Annotated in this window: 11 protein-coding genes; 8 read left to right on the top strand and 3 right to left on the bottom strand. The window is 62.6% G+C overall.

All coding sequences use genetic code 11. The features are described from left to right. The first annotated feature begins 38 nt into the window (after positions 1–38). The 8 genes from VGG64_08530 to VGG64_08495 all read left to right on the top strand — a co-directional run bounded on the left by VGG64_08530 (position 39) and on the right by VGG64_08495 (position 12,443). Positions 39–1,340 carry a beta-ketoacyl-[acyl-carrier-protein] synthase family protein gene (locus tag VGG64_08530; GenBank protein ID HEY1599633.1) on the top strand — a complete coding sequence of 434 codons (1,302 nt, stop codon included), beginning with the start codon at positions 39–41 and terminating at the stop codon, positions 1,338–1,340. 296 nt (positions 1,341–1,636) lie between these two features. Then, positions 1,637–2,941 carry an ABC transporter ATP-binding protein gene (locus tag VGG64_08525; protein HEY1599632.1) on the top strand — a complete coding sequence of 435 codons (1,305 nt, stop codon included), beginning with the start codon at positions 1,637–1,639 and terminating at the stop codon, positions 2,939–2,941. A gap of 236 nt (positions 2,942–3,177) precedes the next feature. Then, positions 3,178–4,575 (top strand): transcription termination factor NusA, encoded by a 1,398-nt coding sequence (gene nusA, locus VGG64_08520; GenBank protein ID HEY1599631.1) that lies wholly within the window; start codon positions 3,178–3,180, stop codon positions 4,573–4,575. A 246-nt stretch (positions 4,576–4,821) separates the two neighbouring features. Continuing rightward, positions 4,822–7,461, top strand: a complete 2,640-nt coding sequence (infB, locus tag VGG64_08515; GenBank protein HEY1599630.1) for a translation initiation factor IF-2 — start codon at positions 4,822–4,824, stop codon at positions 7,459–7,461. Between the two features lie 98 nt (positions 7,462–7,559). Further along, a complete protein-coding gene (rbfA, locus tag VGG64_08510; protein ID HEY1599629.1) occupies positions 7,560–8,030 on the top strand; it encodes a 30S ribosome-binding factor RbfA in 471 nt (156 codons plus the stop codon). Between the two features lie 143 nt (positions 8,031–8,173). Further along, positions 8,174–9,067: a hypothetical protein gene (locus VGG64_08505; protein HEY1599628.1), complete on the top strand. Its 894-nt coding sequence runs from the start codon at positions 8,174–8,176 to the stop codon at positions 9,065–9,067. Between the two features lie 314 nt (positions 9,068–9,381). Further along, positions 9,382–11,610 (top strand): tetratricopeptide repeat protein, encoded by a 2,229-nt coding sequence (locus tag VGG64_08500; protein ID HEY1599627.1) that lies wholly within the window; start codon positions 9,382–9,384, stop codon positions 11,608–11,610. 80 nt (positions 11,611–11,690) lie between these two features. Beyond that, on the top strand, positions 11,691–12,443 hold the full coding sequence (locus VGG64_08495) for a YebC/PmpR family DNA-binding transcriptional regulator (protein HEY1599626.1): 753 nt from the start codon (positions 11,691–11,693) through the stop codon (positions 12,441–12,443). Positions 12,444–12,504: 61 nt separating this feature from the next. Here the strand turns inward: VGG64_08495 and VGG64_08490 are convergent, their stop codons facing one another. The 3 genes from VGG64_08490 to VGG64_08480 form a co-directional block, all read right to left on the bottom strand. After that, complete coding sequence (locus VGG64_08490) at positions 12,505–14,025, bottom strand: multiheme c-type cytochrome (GenBank protein HEY1599625.1); 1,521 nt, start codon at positions 14,023–14,025, stop codon at positions 12,505–12,507. Positions 14,026–14,141: 116 nt separating this feature from the next. Continuing rightward, positions 14,142–15,314, bottom strand: coding sequence for a DUF1573 domain-containing protein (locus tag VGG64_08485; GenBank protein ID HEY1599624.1), 1,173 nt, complete (start codon positions 15,312–15,314; stop codon positions 14,142–14,144). A gap of 161 nt (positions 15,315–15,475) precedes the next feature. Continuing rightward, on the bottom strand, positions 15,476–16,984 hold a 1,509-nt coding region (locus VGG64_08480), incomplete at its 5' end, for an O-antigen ligase family protein (GenBank protein ID HEY1599623.1).

Raw genomic sequence — 16,984 nt, 5'->3', positions numbered from 1 at the left:
GGCTTACAGCCGGCCTTACAGCGTAGCGGGAGTCTACCGTGAGGCGTGTCGTCATTACAGGCATGGGGGCCATTTCGCCCCTGGGCAACACGGTGGAATCCCTCTGGCAAGCTCTGCAGCAGGGGCGCAGTGGCGTGGCACCGGTGCCGGCCGATCAGGGCGTCCTGGCCCGCAGTTTCGCCGGCCAGGCCCGCGACTTCACCGGCCACATCAATGATTTTGGCCCGCTCGAAGGCGAGCTGAAAAAGGCGATCCGCAAGGGTCTGAAGGTAATGTGTCGCGAGTCCCAAATGGGTGTCGCCGCGGCCCAGCGCGCCATTCACGACGCCGGAATATCGCCGGGGGTACTCGATCCGGAACGCGCAGGTGTCGTCTTCGGCTCCGACTATATGCTGACCGCGCCCGACGAATTCACCTCGGCCATGCGGGTTTGTGCGCCCGAGGATCGCAAGTTCGAGTTCTCGCGCTGGGCCTCGACCGGCATGTCGCAACTGTCGCCGCTGTGGCTGTTGAAGTATTTGCCCAATATGCCGGCCAGCCATATCGCGATTTACAACGACTATCGCGGGCCGAACAACTCGCTGACGCTGCGCGAGGCGGCCTCGAATTTGGCCGTGGGCGAAGCCTTTCGCGTGATCCAACGCGGCCATGCCGATTGCATGTTGGCCGGCGCCACCGGCACGCGCGTCCATCCAATGAAGGCCCTGCACGCCGTGATTCAAGAAGAGATCGCCCACAGCGAACAAGATCCCCAACGGGCCAGTCGTCCGTTCGATATGAATCGCTCAGGCATGGTGTTGGGCGAAGGGGCCGGCGCGATCCTGATGGAAGAACTAGGCGCGGCCCAGGCGCGCGGCGCGCGAATTTACGCCGAGATCGTGGGGGCCGGCTCATCGTCGGTCATCGACCGCAGCCGTGTTGCGCAGCGCGCCAAGGCGTTGGGCAACGCCATCCGCAGCACGCTCCGCGATGCAGGTTTCACGGTCGCCGACATCGGCCACATCAACGCACACGGGCTGGGCACGCGCAGCGGCGATGCCGAAGAAGCGGCCGCGATCCGCGAAGTATTCAATGGCCGGTCTACCTCTGTGCCAGTCACCGCAGCGAAGAGCTATTTCGGCAACTTGGGCGCCGGCGGCGGCATCGTGGAATTGATCGCCGGCACGCTGGCGCTTGCGCACAATCAGTTGTTTCCGATCCTGAATTACGAAACTCCTGATCCGGAATGCCCCGTCGCAGCTGTCACCGGCCGCGACATTCCGCCGGGCGATAGCTTTCTAAAGCTGAGCGTTACGCCGCAGGGGCAAGCCAGTTGTCTGTTGATCCGCCGCTGTGCGTAAAGCCAGTGTGCGATCCTTCTCGCTGCCACCCACCAAGTGCGTCATTGGTGTGCTCGGTCTTCGGCAGCGGCACGCCGGTATTTGCTGATTCAGATGCGGCGGATTCCGGCCGCGCGGAACCTTGACACTCCTCAGTCAAACGGGTACGTTCACCGGATTACGCACTGGCATAAGTAGTTTGGTGAAAAAGGCTTCGAGCGAGCAGACAGAGTGAGTGGACAGGGGGCCTGGGTGGTCTCCGGCGGCAAACGGCCAAGGACGCGGCGCGGCTACAGCCCACTATTTGCAGCGTCCTCATGGCCCAGGTCAGCCTCGAGCAGGTGTCGAGGGAGTTTCCGGGCGGCGTGCGTGCCCTCGATGCTCTTGATCTGGAAGTGGCCGATGGCGAGTTGCTGGTGCTGGTCGGACCGAGCGGGTCGGGCAAGACGACCACGTTGCGTCTGATCGCGGGACTGGAGCGTGCCACGACCGGAACGGTGCGAATCGCCGGCCGAGTGGTGAACGATGTCGCGCCGCGGAAACGCGGCGTCGCCATGGTGTTTCAGCATCCGGCCCTGTATCCGCATCTGAATGTGTGCGGCAACCTGGCGTTCGGCCTGGGGGCGCCGTGGAGTGGTAGCTGGCTGGGAAGATGGCTGGGAAGATGGTGGCATCGCATGGTCAAATCGACAGCGAAAACGCAGGAGCAACGGACGAGCCAGGCTGTCTCTGCGCGCCTGCACGAGGCGGCCGCGACGATGGGCCTTGCGAATTTGTTGGATCGATTGCCGGCCGAATTGTCGGGGGGCGAGCAGCAGCGCGTCGCGGTGGCCAAGGCCCTGCTGCGCCGGCCCGCCGTGTTTTTGTTCGACGAGCCGCTGTCGCATTTGGATGCGCAGTTGCGCGTGGAAATGCGCCGCGAGTTGAAACAGCTCCACCGCCGCACGGCCAGTACCATGATCTACGTCACCCACGACCAGGTCGAAGCCATGACGCTCGGCGATCGGATCGCCGTGCTCGATCGCGGACGATTGCAGCAAGTGGGGACGCCTGCGGAAGTCTATGACCGGCCGGCCAATCGATTCGTGGCAGGGTTCGTGGGCACGCCCGGCATGAGCTTTTGTGTAGGGCGGTTACGTGTGACGGAAGCAGGCCGTGACACAGGCCAGGGCAGCGCGGTGGCGTTTCAAGTGGGGGCCTGGTTGATCCCGATGCCGAGGATGGTGCCGGCGGAACTCGTCCCCTATGTCGACCGACCCATCGTGCTCGGTTTGCGAGCGGGCGACGTCCATTTAGGGCCGCCCTCTGGCGTAGCGGGTGACGGTGTCGAAGCTATGGTGGCGCTCGTCGAGCCGCTGGGTGACGCGAAGATCGTACATCTCGAGTGGGATCGTAACGAACTTGACGAAGCGCATGGCGCAACGGCGGTCGAGCATTACACTGCTGTAGGCCAGCAGAGCCGTTACCTGGCGTGCCAGGCCGACGGGGACGTACATGTTCCTGCTGGGGATCGTGTGCGAGTATGGCTCGATCTGCGGCGGGCTTATTGGTTTGATCCGAAGTCGGGGGTCAATGTCTGCCCGCAGTCGACCGCGGCAGCCGTGGAGAACCCTGCGGCGTAGAATAGAAGGCGGCAATAAGCTCTCGGTTCTCCAAAGTGGCCGCGGGGCCGGAAAGGAGGCGCAGCGACAAGCGAAAACGGCCGACAGAGTGAAAAAAGCGTCGGCACGGACGACCAAACACCAATGTCGTGGCGACCATCCGGCGACGCTCATCGGGGAGCAAGCCGATGCAGAAGGAAAACTCGGACAATTCGACAACTCGAATCAAAAGCACCACGGGTGCAGGAATAGCGACCATGAATTCTAACGAACTGCTGCGACTGATTGACTCGATTCATCGCGATAAGAACATTGATAAAGAGATCGTCTTCCAAGCGATCGAGGCGGCCTTTGCTTCGGCACTGAAAAAGAAGCATGGCGAGGAAGAAGAAGTCATCATCATTCATATCGACCGCCAAGACGGTTCGATCACCGGCTCGCGCGATGGCGTGGCACTCGACAAGGAAGAGACGGAAACGGTCGGTCGCATCGGTGCCCAGAACGCCAAGCAAGTCATCATTCAGAAAGTGCGCGAAGCCGAACGCGACGCGCTGTACAACGAGTACGACGAACAAAAGGGGCAACTCGTCACGGGCGTCGTGCAGCGCTACGAAGGGGGCGCCGCCACGGTGTCGCTGCCCAATTGCGAAGCCATCCTTCCGCGCAGCGAGCAAATCCCCGGCGAAACCCATCACGCCAACGAGCGCGTGCGGGCCACGGTCTGCGAAGTTCGCAAGCATGGCAGCCGCGTGAAAGTGATCCTTAGCCGTACGCGTCCGGCCCTGGTCGAGCGGTTGTTCGAGCAAGAGATTCCCGAAATCGCCGACGGCGTGATCGAAGTCCGCGCCATGGCCCGCGAGCCGGGCTACCGCAGCAAGGTGGCCGTTAGCAGCACCGATTCGCGCGTGGATTGCGTCGGCGCCTGCGTGGGCGTGCGGGGTAACCGCATCAAGAACATCGTCGACGAATTGGCCGGCGAACGCATCGACATCGTCCGATATAGCGACGATATGCAGGTCTTGATCCCCAATGCCCTGCAACCGGCCGAGGCCGAGGAAGTGATCCTCTGCTCCATGCTGGGCCGGGCCATCGTGCTGGTGCGCGAGGATCAGCTATCGCTGGCCATCGGCCGGCGGGGCCAAAATGTCCGTCTGGCCAGCAAGCTATGCGGCTGGGACATCGAGATCATGACCCGCGAGGAGTTGGACGAGCAAATCGAGCGGGCCGTGGGGGGCTTTAGCGCCCTGGACGGTGTCGACGAAAACCTCAGTGAGAAGCTAGTCGGCGAGGGTTTTTTGTCCTACGATGATCTTTCGGTCATCGAGCCTGATGCCTTGATGGAGATGGGGGGGCTAACCGCCGAGCAGGTGGACCACATCATCCAGCAGGCTGAAGCCAAGGCCGAGGAAGCTGAGCAGGCTGCCGCCGACGAACGTCGCCGGCAGCGGGCTCAGGAGCGTTTGGATGCCGCCACGGCGGCTGCCGAGGTTGTCGAAGGCACGACAACGGCCACGGCAGAGCCGGTAGCAACCGATGCGGCCGAGGACGCCGCGCCCTCGGAAGGCGTGTCCCACGAAGCGGAAGCAGAGGAAGTCGCGACGGAAAAAGTCGCCGACGAAGCTGCCTCAGCAGAAGGGACGTCGCACGACAGTTGACGCCGCACGACCGTCGACAGGGACCCAGCGCGGCGCGAGTCGCGTGTCCTGGTCGGTTCGTCGACAGCGCATGCTTCGTGAATTGCACGCCGCGTGAATTCATGTCGTCGGCGCTAATAGCCGATCCGGCAGCGGATGAGGTGGAGCACGAAAGGGAGACGGTTATGAATTTGTAAAGACGTTTTGTTGCTGGCCAGGCGGCTAGTAACCCGCACAGGTGTGCCAGCATTAGAGGGAGAGTTAGACTTGGCGCTACGGATCTACGCACTCGCTAAAGAACTGAACATCGACAGCAAAATACTCGTCGAGCTCTGCCTGAAGGCGGGGGTCACCGGGAAGGGGTCTGCGCTCGCCAGTCTAACCGACGACGAAACCGTGAAGGTCCGCGCCTACCTCAGCAGCGGTCCTACCGCGCGGGCAGCCGCTCCGGCAGCGGTCACGGCTCCCTCGCGACCTGCCCCATTGCGACCCGCGCCTGTGGCGCCAACCGCTACGGTCGAGCCGCCGGCATTTCGCCGCGAGGATTACATTCCGCCCACCGGCGCCGGCAGACCGCCGATGCTAGGGGGCCGGCCCGAGCAACCAGCCGGCGAGTCGAAGCGACGTCCTGCCGATGGTGATCGGAATAGATCCGGTCCGGCCATTCGCGTGGCGCCCATGCCGGTCGTCAATCAGCCGGCGCCGCCGACGGTGAACGAGCCGGCGCCGCAGAAGCCCGACCTGAAGTTGCCGGCGGACGCCATTCGCGCCAGCCGCACCGGCGGCAAGCCACTGCAAGAGCATCTGCGCAAGCACGAGGCCAAGCGCAAGGCTGACGTGGCCGGCAAGGGAAAGCCGGCCGGACACGGACCGAGCGCCGCCCCGGTGCCCTCGGAGCAAACACCCGGTCGCGATCGCGGCCGCAAGTCCGCCAAGTCGGCCGAGCCCGATGCCGAGTTCGCAGCAGCGCTGGGCGGCCGCGAGCAGCGGCAATTGACGCGCAAGCGGGTCGCCACGCCGGCACGCTTCCGCCCCACCGCCGGCGGCGAAGAGGAACCAGTCACGCGGTCGCGGCGTCCGCGTCCCAAGGTGCGCCGCAGCGGTCTCAGCACCGCGGCTCCGCGCAAGAGCAACGTCGTCGTGCAATTGCCGGCCACCGTGCGCAGTTTCTCGGAAGCGATCGGCGTGCCGGTGCCGAAGGTATTGAGCAAACTACTGAGCCTGGGCGCCAATCTGAGCACCAACGCCATCAACGCCGAGCTCGATGCCGAACGGGCCGAAATGCTGGCTCTGGAATTCGGCGTGGAAATCGAATTGAGGCACGCCCAGTCGCTCGAAGATCAACTGCTGGGCGACATCGACAATCTCGAGGACGATCCAGCCCAGCTCAGCCCGCGCCCGCCGGTAGTGACGTTCCTGGGGCACGTGGATCACGGCAAGACGTCGCTGTTGGACCGCATCATCGGCATCGACGTGGCCAGCGGCGAAAGCGGCGGCATCACGCAGCACATTCGCGCGTATCGGGTCGAGAAAGACGGGCGGACGATCTCGTTTGTCGATACGCCAGGGCACGAGGCCTTTACCGAAATGCGCGCTCGTGGTGCCCATGTCACAGACATCGCGGTATTGGTCGTGGCGGCCGACGACGGCGTCATGCCACAGACGGAAGAAGCCATCAGCCATGCCCGGGCGGCCGGAGTGCCGATCGTCATCGCCCTCAACAAGGTCGATCTGCCGGGCGTCAATTTCGACCGGATTTACACCCAGCTGGTTACAGCCGGATTGCAGCCCACGGAATGGGGTGGCGATACGGAATTGGTCAAGTGCAGCGCACTGACAGGCCAGGGGATCGACGATTTGTTGGAAACCTTGCTGACCATCGCCGAGTTGCACGAATACAAGGCGAATCCGCATCGTCCCGCGATCGGCACCTGTCTGGAAGCCGAGCTGCACGAAGGGCGCGGCGTGGTGGCCAAGCTGCTGGTGCAAAATGGCACGCTCAAGGTGGGCGACGTCGTCGTGTGCGGACCGGCATACGGTCGCGTGAAGGCGATGTACGACACGCTGCGTCCGGGCACATCGCATACCGAGGCCGGACCATCGATGCCCGTCAACGTGACCGGCTTGAACGTCGCCCCGGGGGCCGGCGATCGCTTTGTCGTACTCTCCGAGATTGCCCAAGCGCGCGAAATCGCCGAACAGCGTGCCATTCAGACCCGCCAGGTCGAACTGGGGGGCATCGTGGCTCACGTCACGTTGGAAAGCTTGTTCGATCGTTTAGATGGCGAGACGCCGCAAACGTTGAACTTGATTCTGCGTGCCGACGTGCGCGGTTCGATCGAGGCCATTCGCAAAGAACTCACCAAGCTCGAGCATCCCGAGGTGCAGGTCAAGATTCTGCAGGCCACTGTGGGCGGGGTTACCGAGGCCGACGTTCACCTGGCCGACGCATCGGACGCCATCATCATCGGTTTCAACGTAGTGCCCGACGAAGGTGCCCGTTCGCTGGCAGAGCAGAAGGGCGTGCAGATCCGCCGCTACGACATCATCTATCAGGTGACCGACGACCTGAAGAAAGCTCTGGAAGGATTGCTCCAGCCCGAGAAGCGCGAGGTCGAACTGGGTCGCGCGTTGGTGCAGCGCACGTTCACCGTCAGCCGCATGGGCACCATTGCCGGTTGCCGCGTGCTGGCCGGCACGATCGAGCGCAACACGCGGGTGCGCGTGATTCGCGACAGTCGCGTGATCGGCGATTACGCGCTGGAATCGCTACGCCGCGAGAAGGACGACGTCAAAGAGGTGCGCGAAGGCTACGAATGCGGCATGAAGCTGGCGGGATTTAACGACGTCAAGGAGGCGGACATTTTCGAAGTCTATCGCATTGAGGAAGTCGCCCGCACTCTGTAAGCCGGCCGTGGGGCCGGAGGCGTTCCGTGGGCGCACGTGCCCTGCGGACAGTCTCGGCGTGCGAGCCCCCGGAAGCATCGCGAGGAAGGCCCCCCTTTATGAGTTCCCGCAGAACGCAAAAGGCCGCCCAGGCGATCCGTGAAGTCGTCAGCATGGCTATCCTGGCTGATCTGAATGATCCGCGTGTGCAGGATGTAACGGTGACCTACGTCGAGGTCGCCCCGGACATGCGGCAGGCCAAAGTCCACGTCTCGGTACGGGGCAACGAGACCAAGCAGCGGCTCAGTTTGCAGGGGCTACGCAGTGCGGCCGGCTTTCTGCAAGCCAAGCTGGCCAGCCGAATCGAGACGCGATACACTCCCCGACTTGAGTTTGTACTAGACTTGGGGGTTAAGAAATCGATCGAAATGTCGCAAATCCTTGGGCGGGTGCTGCCAGCCAACCCCCCGGCCGAAGAGCCTGCGGAGTTCGACGAAGACGATGAGACGGACGAGAGTCTCATCACGGACAGCGATCGTTCCGCGGGGGCCGACGACCGCGACGACGATGATGACAACGACGACGATTGATTGTCCCGCCCGCGATCCTCAATCGACTCGCAACAGAATTGCCTGGCGCCCCCTGGGTGCCATGAACGACACAGACTTTGCTCGTGCGGCTCGTGGCGTGCGAGCCGACCGATACCAACGGCCACCGAAGACGAATCAGACGTATGGCGAATCTCAACCGTAGTGCCCTGCTCGCCAAGCTCCATAAGGTGCTCCGCAAGTATTACAAGCCGGTGCATCCCCCCGAGCGCCCCGTGCTCGAGCAGTTACTGTTTGCCTGTTGTCTGGAGAACTCGCGCTATGAACCGGCCGAGGAAGTCTTCGCGTCCGTGTCGACTGCCTTTTTCGACTGGAACGAGGTGCGCGTCAGCACGGTCAAGGAGTTGGCCGAAGGGATGCGCGGCTTGTCCGATCCCACGGCCGCCGCGGCCAGCCTGAAGCAGACCCTGCAGAGCGCGTTCGAGGGAACGTATTCGTTCGATCTCGAGACGCTGAAGAAGCAAAATCTGGGCCAGGCCATTCAACGTCTGGCGAAGTTCAACGGCACCACGCCCTTCACGGTCGGCTATGTTACGCAGGCCGCCTTGGGTGGTCACGCCATTCCGCTCGATCGCGGGGCGCTCGAGGTGCTGCACATCATTGGCGCCGCGACCGACGCCGAAATGAAAGCGGCCGAGGTGTCGGGTCTGGAGCGCGCGATTCCCAAGAACAAAGGGGTCGAGTTCGGCTCCTTGCTGCACCAGTTGGGTGCAGAGTTGGTTGCCAGTCCGCTGTCTCCTGCTGTCCATAAGATTCTGCTGGAAATCGCCCCCGACGCGAAGGATCGCTTGCCCAAACGTCATCAGAAGAAGCCGCAGCCCGAACCCACTCCCCAGCCGCACCACGGCAGCAAGGCCGCGGCGCCCGCTCCCGCCGGCAAACCCGGCGCAGTTGACAAGAAGAAGGAAGAGTCGAAGAAGAAGCCCCTTCCCAAGGCCGTGGCCGCTTCGAAGAAGATCAAGACCGGCGCCAAGAAGAAGTCCGACGCGGCCAAGCTCGTGAAGCGCAAGCCGCGTTAATGCGCCCGGCGCGTATCGCGGGGTCGTGACGGGTGTGAACCCCCGGGCCCCCTGGCGTTCGCTAGCTGGGATCAGACCGATCGGCGGCCATGCTGGCAGCCACGTTCTTGCCGACCGCGTTGCACAATATTGCCGTCCATCCTCGCACAATGGCAAGAATTTAGCGGCGCTGATAGAATTGCCTTAACGAGACGTGGCTCAGCAGTGCGGGCCTCGTATCCGTCAGGCTTGGCACGCTCTGCCCATCGCAGCGAGCAGGACCGCCGCTAAAGTACTCGCCCCACCCCCGATTCCACTCGCCGGAGGGCTTTTCGTTGAGGAGCCCAATCGTTTCGCACTTCGACTTGTTACGCCTCTGTGCAGCGCGCCTCTTGTTCGTTGCCGTGGGACTGCTCGCGCCGTGGGGTGCGACTCAGCTGCACGCTGCTGACGATTTGCAGGATCCACCGGCTCCGCTGGAAGAGAAGCAGCCGCGAACCCAGCAAGCGCAGGATCATTTGGAGGCGCTCAGCCTGTATAGCGCCGGACGGATCGAAGAGCAAAAAGAGCATCTCGGCGAAGCATTGCGGCTGTATCAACGGGCGCTGCGCTACGAGCCCGATGCCCTGCCGATCGTGCGCGAGATCGTCCCCTTGGCCTTTAGCCTGGATCGTCCCAACGAGGCGGTTCGTTACGCGCTGAAAGCTGTCGAGTTGGATCCGTCCGATCCGTTGTTGCTTCGTCAGCTGGGGCTGCACCTGGCCGAAGCGGGCCGCTTTCAACAAGCCCTGAAGTTGTATCAGCAGGCCCGTGTACACATGCAGGCCCAGCCCATGACAGCGGCCTATGTCTTGCTGTCGATGGAATTGGGGCGGTTGTGCTTTGTCACCGACCACGCCAAGGAAGCGGCCGAGGCCTTTGCCCAGGTCATGCCGGTCATCGACCATCCGAACGATTACGGGCTGACCGACAAACAAAAAACAATGTTCATCGGTGACGAAGGCGCGCACGCCTTGCAATTATTCGCCGAGGCATTCCTGGCGGCCGATCGCGCCAACGACGCGGATGCCGCCTACGAGCGAATGGACCGATTGCGACCCGATAAGGCGCTGCACGCCTTTCATCTGGCGCGGGTGAGCGAGTGCCGGGGGGATATGGCCAAGGCCGTCGAACAGTTGCAGGGGTATTTTGACGCGCACGGCACCTCGGCCGAAGCCGCGCCGTACAAACTACTGGCCAAGCTGCTGACTAAGCTGGACCAGCGCGCCCAATTGATCGAACGGCTCGAGGCGATCGCGGCTGCCGAGCCGAAGAACCGCGACGTCCGCAAAACCTTGGCAGTGGCACTAGCCGCGGCCCAGGACGACAAGGCCGAAGCGGTCTACAAAGAATTGCTCAAAGAGGCGCCCGACGAAGATGTCTACCAGGGCCTGATCGAGTTTTACCGCCGCACCGACCGTCTGACCGAATTGATCAAAACGCTAGGCGACGTCGCCGCCGATCGCGATGCCTTGGATCTGCTGGACGAGCAGGTGAAGGATATCGCCAAGGATCAGAAGTTGGTCGATCGCTTGTTAGACACCGGTCGGCAAGCGTTTCAGGCCGACCCCGACCGGCTCGATTATGGCGACCGCATGGCGCTGGCCCTATTGGCGCTCGAAGCCAAGCAGTTTGCCGCGGCCGATGAGTTTTTCAGCCTGACGCTCAAAGCCAAGCGTGAGGAGGCCGCCGGCATGTTCGAGGCCTGGGGCATAGGGCTGATCCTGGCCGAGCAGTATGCCGAGGCGGCGCGCGTGTTCCAGCGCGCGATCGACGAGAAGGTACTGCCCGAGGGGAGCACGGTCTTCCATCATTATCTGGCCGGCGCATTGGAAATGGCGGGCCGCACGGACGATGCCTTGGCCGTGGGACGCGCCGCCCTGGCGATGCCTGATGCGCCGCCGCGCATGTACTCGCGCGTGGCCTGGGTGTTGTATCACGCCAAACGAAATGCCGAGGCCGAGCAAGCGTATCAGGATTTTTTGGCGCGCTTTGATTCTCAGTACGAATCCGAGGAACTGAGAACGCTGCTGCGCGACGCGCGGCTAGTGCTATCGAACATCAGCGCCAGCCGTAACGATATGAAGCGCGCCGAAGAACTGCTGGAACAGGTGCTGGACGAGTATCCCGAGAATATCGGCGCGCTGAACGACCTGGGTTACCTGTGGGTCGAACAGAACAAGAACCTCGATCGGGCCGTGCGGATGATCGAGCAGGCCGTTGAGGGTGATCCCGAGAACGAAGCCTATCTCGACAGCTTGGGCTGGGCCTACTATCAACGAGGCCGCTTTACCGAAGCGGTCGAACAATTGCAAAAGGCCGTTGCCGCTGGCGGCGACAGTCCCGATGGCGTGATCCTGGATCACCTGGGCGACGCGCATCAGAAGGCCGGGCAGCCCGACGAGGCTCGTCAAGCCTGGCAGCGGGCGCTGGCCACCTTCGAGCGCGAGAAGGATGCCGAAAAGGGAGAAAAGACGAGACAAAAACTCGACGGATTCCCGCCCAGCGCGCCCGAAAAACCATAAGAAACAAATGACCCCTGGGAAGAGGACGCGCCGGCGGCGACGGGCCAGTTCCCTCGGACTCACTTTCGCACAGGATCGTCATGGCCGGTCATTCTCATTGGGCGAATATCGCCCACAAAAAATCGCTGATCGACGCCAAGCGTGGCAAGGTATGGAGCAAGATGTCCAAGGCCATCATCGTGGCCGCCAAGATGGGCGGCGGCGACCCGGCCATGAACCTCCGGCTACGCTACGCCATTGATGCCGCCAAGGCCGTCAGCGTGCCCAAGGACAATATCACCCGTGCCATCAAGCGCGGCACCGGCGAGCTCGAAGGAGGCAACCTGGACGAGTGCTTGTACGAAGGTTACGGCCCGTCCGGCGTGGCCGTGTTGTGCGAGATCCTCACCGACAACCGCAATCGCACGGCGGGCGAAGTCCGCAAGATCTTCGAGCTGGCCGAGGGAAAGCTGGGCGAAACCGGCTGCGTGGCATGGATGTTCGATCGCAAGGGTCTGTTCGTCATTTCGGCTGCCAAGATCGAAGAAGACGCGCTCATGGAAATCACGCTCGACGCTGGCGCTGATGACGTGCGCCGCGTCGATGCCACCTTCGAAGTCACGACCGATCCCAGCACTTTCCAGGCCGTCGCGGACGCGCTGGCTCAGCATGGTATCGAAACCGAGATGAGCCAGATCACACGTCTCCCGAAGACGACCGTGGACCTCGATGCCGAGACGGCCCGCAAGGTGCTCAAGCTGATGGAGCGGCTGGATGACCACGACGACGTGCAAAACGTCTCGGCCAACTTCAACATCCCGCAAGAAGCGATGGCCGAGATGGGCGAAGGGTGATCGTTACTGCTGCGCCGCACACAGCTAACCGCGGTACGACTTCCCGATAAAACCCCAGGGCTTACTTCATGCCCTTGTGTTCGACCTTCGGCCAGTAGGCGTCGAAGTTGAAGTGCGGGTCGTTGTCGCCGTCGTGGCACTTCGTACACTGGTTCTCGGCCACCGTGGCCTTGGTCAGCCGCATGGCTTGCCGCATCGTGTTGCGTCGGCCCAGATCCTTTTCGGCCTCGGCCTCCACGTGACCTCCGCCCGGTCCGTGGCAGTTTTCGCAGCCGTTTCCTACCAACAGCGGCGTCTCGGCCAGGCTCACGAAGCCTCCCGCGAATGGCTGAAACTCTTGAGGGCTCCAACCGGTGGCATGGCAGCTAACGCACTCTGGGTCGGCCAGTCGTGGCGGATGGGCCGTGGCCAGCGACTGCGTGGCCTGGGCATGCTTCGTTTTGCTCCAAATTCCAAAGGCGGTCTTATGACATTCGCCGCACTTTGCGGCACCTACGAATTGTCCGGTGGCATCGCCTGCCTGCGCCGCGCGCGGATGTGTCTTGGGGCGTAATCCCAGGCCTTCGAATCCCAGGTCTTCCAGCTGGCCCTGATAGGCGACCATCAGTTGTTGCATCTCGGGCGAATCGGGAAACCGCGCGTCGAGCGGCACACGCTGATAGCGCCAGGGTTCTTGGGGATCGTCGTACATGCCCAGCACAATGGCGTATTTTCCTTTGTGGCCGACTTCCACGAATAGCGTCTTCTGACCTTTGACCTTGGCCAGTTCGTGCGGCGGTTCTTCAGCGCCGCCGGCCGTGACAACAATGTCGAAGTCCGGAAATCGTCGGGCCAACTCCTGCGACTCGTCCGGCGTGGCGTGCGATAACAGAATCAGCAGGTCGCAGCCGGCAGCCTTCAACTTCGGCAGGACGTTTTCTAGCGCCGTTTGTGCCGACGACAGCGTGAGTTGATCGTTGTTGATCTCGGTCTGGTACTTGTCCCCCAGCACCGACGTGATGCCCACTTTCTTGCCGCCGGCTTCGACCACGCGGAACGGCTGCGTGAGGTCGAATAAATTCACGTTAGCCGAGACAAACGGACACGTCTCGCCGCTGGTGACCGCGAGTAGGGCTTCGGCCGGTAGCTTCAAGTCCTTGGGCCCGAAACCGATCGCGTCGTACCCCATGGTCGCCATGGCGTCAGCCGTGATCTGATATTTGATTTCCGCCTGTCGCCCGAAGCGATCGGTCAGGCCGCCGACATCGACGGCAACCGTTGGCCAGCCGTCGGCCTCGAGCTTGCGGAGAAACGAGTGGCGGCGAGCCAGCCCGCCCAACTGATTCTCGCGTCCTTGGCAGCCACAGGGCTCGATGTAGCCGTCCTGCTCGCCGGTGAAAACAAGCGCCAGCTTGGGCTGTGGCCATTTTTCAAAGATTTTGCCGTTGGCCGTGATGGGGTCCAGCGGCTTGGCGGCCCTTTTGCTTTCAGCGGGCGCCGAGCGCGTGCGCTCGCTCTGTTGCTCGCGCGGGGCGGGGCAACCGGCGAGCAGTACCAATAGGACGATGGCCAGTGACGGCAAACAGGGGGCTGCTCTTCTCATGGTGTCGTTTGTTCGACGCTCTCCGAGGAATGCGAAGGACAGCTGGCCACAATCCTGCGAGGCCCGTTTTGTCTGCAATTGCGCCCCTGGAAATGCTACTCACTCTTATGCCCCGCCTAGTCAGTCACCGCAAAGGCGACGTTGAACCGTAGCTGTCCGATTTCTGGTTGATTGGTCTCGACCGTGATTTCCCCCAGGCTGCCCGGCGCATTGCCCAGATGGTCGGCAACCGGTGAGCCGGGCGGGATCTCGATTAACATCGGCACCGCCAGGACGTTCCCCAACTCCTCGGGCGTTTGCAATGTGACGTGCAGCGCCTCCGGCTGTGACACTACATTGCGCATTTCGATCTGCTGGCGGTGTGGCCCCCGAATCATCACCTTCAGCTGAACCTTCGTTCCTTTAGCGCGGTCGATCGTTCCCAGTCGCAACAGGCCGCGTTCTTGATCCCATCCGCGCGGACCCACGATCAGGATTGGGCTGCCAATGCGCCCCTTGATCGGTACTTCGGCATCAGGGACGTCGGGGATGTTCAATTGCAGGCGGATTTTCTGCTGAATGTTCCCCGGGGGCAAGCCTGGTTTTAGGCTGATCCGGATCTCGCGACCGCTTTGCATGTTCTCGGGCAAAGCCTCTTTGGGGAGCGGCTCGGTCTCGATCGCAAAAAACTGGGCTGTTTCCGGATTGTCGAACGTATGGCCCACGATCTCCAGACTATCACTGAGGCTGGTGAATATGCGCGTCTTGCCATGCGCTTCCTCGTCGGCCGTCAGATTCGAGAAGACTACCTCCGGGGGGGTCACTACGACGGAGTCGACGACGATCCCCTCGATGGTCAGCTTGACCATCTGGCGACGGGGGTCGTTGGTATAGATTGTGGCGTCTTGGCGGAACAACGAATCGTGCGTTTTGGCGGTCCATTCCAGCGTGACGTCTAACGATTCTCCTGGCGCGATTTTGGTCTGCGTCAGATCGCTCAACGTGCACTTGCAGCTGGTTTTTCCCTTGACCAGTTCCAGCGGGTAGCTCCCCACGTTTTTCAGAACAAACGTGTGCCGCCCCGTGGCCTTGCGTTCCATGCGGCCAAAGTAGTAGTGGGGCGTGTCGATCACCAACCGCGGCTCCGGGCCGCCTGGCGGCGGCAGCACCGGCAGCTCGGGCAACTCCAAGGGGGGCGTTTGCACGACGATCAGCCGCGGCGAGAAGATGTCGGTTTGCCAGAGGGCCGAGACCGCACCGACAAATGTCCCCAAAAGAATCGCCGCGAGGGCAAAAAACCAGAGTCTCATGGCGCCTGATACCCAGTTAAAGAATCGATAGAGATGAAAGCAAGAATTGCACGTGAGATGCCGCGAACTTTTTCGCGCGCCAGACCGCCGCGACCGGCCCCGCGTCCCGGAACGTACCCGCGGTCAGGACATTCTAATTCTAGTGGACCTGACGAGGCCGTTCAATTCGGCGGCGTTTCAGCAGGCCCGGCGGCAAGCGGCTCGAGCTGCGCGACGATGTCTTCCGGCAGCTTTTGGTCGGCGTGCGGTGTCGCCGTGCTCGCACTCAGCGCGGCAGCCGCGGCGACGGCTGCTTGCTGCGCTTGGCCGGTCTCGGCCAGAACGAGGGCCCACTTGGCACGGCACAGGATATTGGTCGGGAACAGTTCCAACGCGTGCTCGTAGGACTGCGCGGCGAGCCCCAGTGGAGCAATGGCCCCCGTGCGTCGATAAACCTCGCGGCAAATATCCCCTTTCATTTCGGCCGTGGCCGCCGCGTGCGGGTCAAGCCGCATCGCCTCGTTCAACAGCGCCACGACGCGATCCAATGCCGCGTCGGACGGATGCCGCTGCCACCCGCTCCATTCCACCATCGCCAGACGGTTGATCGGTTCTGCGTTAAAAGGATCCGCGACGGCCGCGGCACGCAAGTAGAATTCGGATCGCTCGGGTTCGATATCGGCCCGATCCATGGCGAGGTTGCAGGCCATGGCCGGCTGGTAAACCGTCAGGTAAAACGCTCCGCTCAACATAGCCGTGACGGCCAGCAGCGCTACGGCTGGTAAGGTCGTCAGCTTCCGCCAGCGTTCGATTGTCGCCATGCACAACGCTGTCAGTAGCCACAGCGAGCCAGCCACGCCGGCAAAGTTGATTCCTCCGCCTGCCAACAAGTTCACGAGCAAAACCGCGGCGGCCAAGGCCAATACAACGGCCGGCATGGCGCCTCGCACGATCCAGGGGTACAAACTCGCCACGACAATGGCCGCCACCGCCACTCCACCCATGCAAGCGGCCAGACCCAGCGGCACAGTCGCCAGCGGGCCAAACAGCAGTGCCAGCAGAAAACCGCCCGCTCCTCCGGCCAGGATATGGCGTGTGGCATCAATAAACGGCGGGGCCGCTACGCGCGACGGGAATCCCGACGCGTTCTCGGGTGATTGTCTTTCCGACGTCCGCTGCGAATCTCTTAACACGTGCCAGGCCACTATGCCGATCACAGCCAATAGCGCGAGCGCAGCGGGCGTGCCGGCCGTGGCCCAGATTTCCATGAGAAAGTTGTGCGGATCGGCGACGGTCTCGCTTGCTTCCGGAAGCTTGTATTGCGTGTAGTAGCTTTGAAACTGCCCGGGACCGCACCCAAACCAGGGCCGCTCGCGGATCATCTCGGCCGTGGCTTGCCAATACTGCAACCGATAGCCAAGCGATTTGCCAGCTTCGGTAAGCATCTCGCGATCGAGCGCCCCGACCGTGGCCGCCGCTGCGACCACAACGACGACGCACGTAACTGCCACCGCCACGATGCGTCGAGAGAGTCGACTCCCGGCGGCAGCCGTCCAAGCGGCAAGCAGGAATGCGCCCATGGCGCTAGCCAATATTCCTGCGCGGCTCTTGGTAAGAATCAAGCAGACCAAGATGATGGCGGCACAGGCGACGGCCGGCGCCCACACCCGCGGATCGCGCAGCCGCAACGC

The organism is Pirellulales bacterium, from assembly GCA_036490175.1.
Taxonomy (GTDB): domain Bacteria; phylum Planctomycetota; class Planctomycetia; order Pirellulales; family JACPPG01; genus JACPPG01.
This window is presented reverse-complemented; position numbering and strand designations above follow the sequence as displayed.